This window comes from Flavobacteriales bacterium (assembly GCA_020435415.1).
Taxonomy (GTDB): Bacteria; Bacteroidota; Bacteroidia; order JACJYZ01; family JACJYZ01; genus JACJYZ01.
Window position 1 is genome coordinate 1 of the sequence record JAGQZQ010000146.1, and the last position, 4,637, is coordinate 4,637.

General features: G+C 49.7%; 4 protein-coding genes. All 4 read left to right on the forward strand.

Features of this window, described 5'->3' with window-relative positions; all coding sequences use genetic code 11:
- Nucleotides 1-1,449 (forward strand): amidohydrolase (locus KDD36_14735; GenBank protein MCB0397905.1); only part of this gene is annotated, 1,449 nt, incomplete at its 5' end.
- Between the two features lie 77 nt (nucleotides 1,450-1,526).
- The gene (locus KDD36_14740) at nucleotides 1,527-3,200 is read left to right on the forward strand and encodes a M1 family metallopeptidase (GenBank protein MCB0397906.1); all 1,674 of its coding nucleotides are present in this window, start codon (nucleotides 1,527-1,529) and stop codon (nucleotides 3,198-3,200) included.
- A 40-nt stretch (nucleotides 3,201-3,240) separates the two neighbouring features.
- Entirely contained in the window at nucleotides 3,241-3,441 is a 201-nt protein-coding gene (locus KDD36_14745) for a hypothetical protein (GenBank protein MCB0397907.1), read from the forward strand.
- Nucleotides 3,442-3,527: 86 nt separating this feature from the next.
- Nucleotides 3,528-4,637, forward strand: a 1,110-nt coding sequence (locus tag KDD36_14750; GenBank protein MCB0397908.1) for an AMP-binding protein, incomplete at its 3' end; no start/stop codon positions are given.

The window sequence follows — 4,637 nt, forward strand, 5'->3', positions numbered from 1 at the left end:
ATCGAAGGTCACGGTCACTTCCTGAAACTCGGCTATTATAAAATGAACCTCGATCTGATGCAAACGCAAAGCTATGATGATGTCATCGCCATGGTTCGGGAAGAGGTGAAAAAGAAAAAGCCGGGAGAGTGGATTCTCGGGAGAGGCTGGCATCAAAGCAAATGGACACATATGCCGGAAAACATGGTCAACGGTTTTCCTATCCATGATGCACTGAGTGCCGTTTCGCCCGATAATCCGGTATGGTTGATCCATGCCAGCGGTCATGCCGGACTTGCCAATGCCAAAGCCATGGAGGTTGCAGGAATTTTGGATCATCCCGATGCCCATGTGGAAGGTGGGGAGATAGTCCTCGATACACGCGGAAAACCAACAGGCATTTTTAACGAAGATGCCCAGGACCTGATCGATGATCACATTCCGGAACATACTTTGGAATCCGATATGGCAGCCTTGAACCTGGCTGTCCTCGAATGCCTGCGCAACGGGATCACCAGTTTCCAGGATGCAGGTTCCAAAGGACGTGAGTTGGAGGCATTCTTCACTGGACTTAAAAAGTCCGATCTTGGGATACGTCTCTATGTGATGTTATCCGCAGAAGACCGGGCGACGGTGGAGCAGTGGTTGGAAAAGGAACCCGTTGTTGGTCTGGACGGACATTTTCTGACCATCCGGTCGATCAAGATCCATGCGGATGGAGCCCTGGGTTCCAGAGGAGCATGGTTACTCGAACCTTATTCAGATATGCCTTCAACCTCAGGCATGGCTACGGAAGATATGGACTATGTGACCCAGGTATGCGAGAAAGCCCTTCAGAAAGGCTACCAGGTTTGTACCCATGCCATAGGCGACCGGACAAACCGGGAAATTCTGGACCGGTATGAGGCGGCCTTTAAAAAGTATCCGAAACAGGCCGATGATGTACGCTTTCGGATAGAGCATGCACAACATATAAACCCACAGGATATTCCCAGGTTTGCTGCGTTAGGTGTGATCCCTTCCATGCAGGCCATTCACCTGGCTTCCGACAGGCCATGGGCCATTGATCGCCTGGGAGAGAAGCGCATTGTGGAAGGGGCGTACGTTTGGCGGAAGCTTTACGATACCGGATGCCGCATTATCAATGGAACAGATGCACCCGTAGAACCCGTAAACCCTATTCCCTGTTTTTATGCCTCGGTGTCACGAAAAACACTGGATGGTAAACCGGAAGGGGGCTATGAACCCGCTCAGAAAATGACCAGGGAAGAAGCCCTTCGTTCCTATACCATCGACGCCGCCTACGGTGCGTTTGAAGAAGACATCAAGGGGTCTGTTGAGGTTGGCAAACTGGCCGACCTTACCATATGGTCGAAAGATATTATGAAAGTGGATGAAGCGGAGATCCTGCAAACAAAAGCATTGATGACGATTGTCAACGGAGCGATTAAATACAATGCCATGGACTAGTGGCGTGAATATACCATCCTCCGGTTCACGATTATCATTATTTTAGCGCTCGTCTGAACCGAAATCTCAATCATGCCATGATCCGTTACACCACCCTTTTCCTTTTTCTTCAGATTGCCTTTCTGACATCCTCTGCGCAACACACTTTTACCCACCAGGACAGCCTTCGGGGTAGCATCACACCCGAAAGGGAATGGTGGGACCTTACCTTTTACCACCTGGCCATAAAGGTGAATCCATCTGACAAAACAATTACCGGAACAAATGAAGTTCGCTTCACTGCCCTTAAAGATGGAAAAGTCATCCAGATAGACCTTCAGAATCCCATGAAGATCACTGAAGTGAAATATAAGGATGCGGTTTTAAAAGTGAGGGATGATGGCAACGCGCATTTTATCACCCTGCCTGAAATCGTTAAAAAAGGGAGTCAGACCTCAGTTCTGATATCGTTTGGCGGTGTGCCGGTTGAAGCCGCCAATCCGCCATGGGACGGAGGGATCACCTGGAGAACGGACCGGAATGGAAAACCATTTATTGCATCTTCGTGCCAGGGAATCGGTGCAAGCATCTGGTGGCCATGTAAAGACCATGAATATGATGAGGTGGATAGCATGAAGATCAGCGTGACTGTTCCCGATTCACTCGTCGCCATTTCCAACGGAAGGCAATACGCATCCGCCGGAAGAGAAGGCTGGGCTACCTACCACTGGCAGGTGTCCAATCCGATCAACAATTACGGGGTAAGCATCAATATCGGTGACTATGTTCAGATGCACGAAACTTATGGTGGAGAAAAAGGCAACCTGGACCTCGACTACTGGGTTCTCAGCTACATGAAAGATACGGCGGAGGTGCAATTTCAACAGGTACCCAGGATGGTCCGCGCATTTGAGCATTGGTTTGGTCCGTATCCGTTCTATGAAGACAGCTACAAACTGGTTCAGGTGCCCTTCCTCGGTATGGAACACCAGAGCGCAGTGGCATATGGCAATGGCTTTATGAATGGTTACCGTGGACGTGATCTGAGCCTCACCGGCTGGGGGTTGAAGTTTGACTATATCATTATCCACGAATCCGGGCATGAATGGTTTGCCAATAACATCACCCATCTGGATGCGGCCGATATGTGGGTTCATGAAGGATTTACCAGTTACTCAGAGTGCCTGTATCTCGATTATTATTACGGAAAGGAAGCTGCCGCAGAATACATTATAGGGACCCGGCCAGGTATCCGAAATGACCGCCCCATCATTGGAAATTATAACGTGAATAATCCGGGGTCCGGAGATATGTACTACAAGGGCGCCAATCTCCTGCACATGATCCGTACTACGGTTCAGAACGATAGCATCTGGCGTTTGACCTTGCGGGGGCTGAATCGGGAGTTCTATCACAGGAATGTGAGCTCAAAACAGGTCGAAGAATACATCAGCAAAAGTGTCGGGAGGGATTTATCGCACGTTTTCGATCAGTACCTCCGCGATGTGCGTATTCCGGTGCTGGAATACATGCTGACAGATCGCGGGGTCAGGTACCGTTGGGTGCAGTGCGTGCGTGAATTTGACCTTCCTGTACAGGCCATGGTGGATGGTAAGATGGTCTGGCTGGAACCTCAGACAACCTGGAAACAACTGGATGTAGAAGGAGGCGTTTCAAGCTTTGCCGTATCGCAAGACTACTACGTTGCCACCCTTAACCTGACCGGGGATGTTTTTAAAGCAAAGGAGAGTCCGGGTGAACAAGGGGAATGACAGCGAAAGTATCCTGACACGTCCGGGGCTACTGGTGGCGATGTGCCTGACTCTTGGCCTGGCGCCATTTGTGCCTGAACCTCATATCTGGGGAAAGATACGCTGGATTGCCGGTGGGGCAGTGGGCATGCAGTTCATAGACTGGTTTGATGTGGTACTACATGGTACGCCATGGATACTTTTACTTAGATGGGGTGTGTTGAAAATGACGGGTAAATTCCGACGGACAAAGGCAGAATAACTTCTTGTCCCCCCTTCCGTATAGGAATCTCAAACAAGTCATATTTTCTTTACATTCGTTGGTAGAAATCTAATTGCAAAAGCCCCATGAACGTCCAGCGCATATTTGATATTCTTCCCTACATCCTGTCGGAGTATCCCCAGGAAGATTGTTTTGGTGCCAAAGTGAACGGTCAATGGACTGGCACCTCCACGGCTGCCTATGTTGAAACGGTGAAGCACCTGAGTGCCGGATTGCTTTCGTTGGGCCTTAAGCCGGGTGATAAAGTGGCCATGGTCTCCAATAGCAGACCGGAATGGAACTTTACGGACATGGCCATCCTGTCCGCCGGGATGATCAACGTCCCCATGTACCCCACCATCAGCGAATCGGATTATAAGTTCATCCTGAACGATGCGGAAGTGAAGATCGTTTTTGTCGCCGATCAGGAACTGTATGCCAAAGTTAACGCCGTGAAGAAAGATGTGCCATCCTTACAGGAGATATACAGTTTTAACCGACTGGAAGGGGTAAGGCACTGGACGGAATTGGTGGAAGCAGGAAAGGCAAATCCCCGGGCTGATGAGTTGAAGACGATCCAGGATAATGTAAAGGCAAATGATCTGGCAACCCTGATCTATACTTCGGGTACAACAGGAAGTCCTAAAGGCGTCATGCTATCGCATGACAACATCATGTCCAACATGACCAGTTGTGCACCTCTGTGTTCGGTGAGTAAAGGAGAGCTGGTCCTCAGTTTCCTGCCCATGTGTCACATCTTTGAACGGATGCTCGTGTACATGTACCAGTATGCCGGTGCCAGGGTGTACTACGCGGAAAGTATGGATACGATCGGTGACAATATCAGGGAAGTACATCCGGTCATGTTCACAGCGGTACCCAGGTTATTGGAAAAGGTGTACGACCGGATCGTGGCAAAGGGCGAAACACTGGAGGGAATATCAAAGAAATTGTTTTTCTGGGCGCTGGACCTCGGATTAAAATATGAATATAACGGAGGTAATGGTGCCTGGTACACCTTTAAACTCGGGATTGCAAGAAAACTGATTTTCAGCAAGTGGAAGGCGGCTCTTGGTGGACAGGTTCGGACGATCGTTTCGGGATCAGCACCCCTTCAACCCAGGCTGGCACGGGTTTTCAACGGTGCCGGAATCAAGGTGCAGGAAGGTTACGGGTTAACAGAAACATCGCCGGTG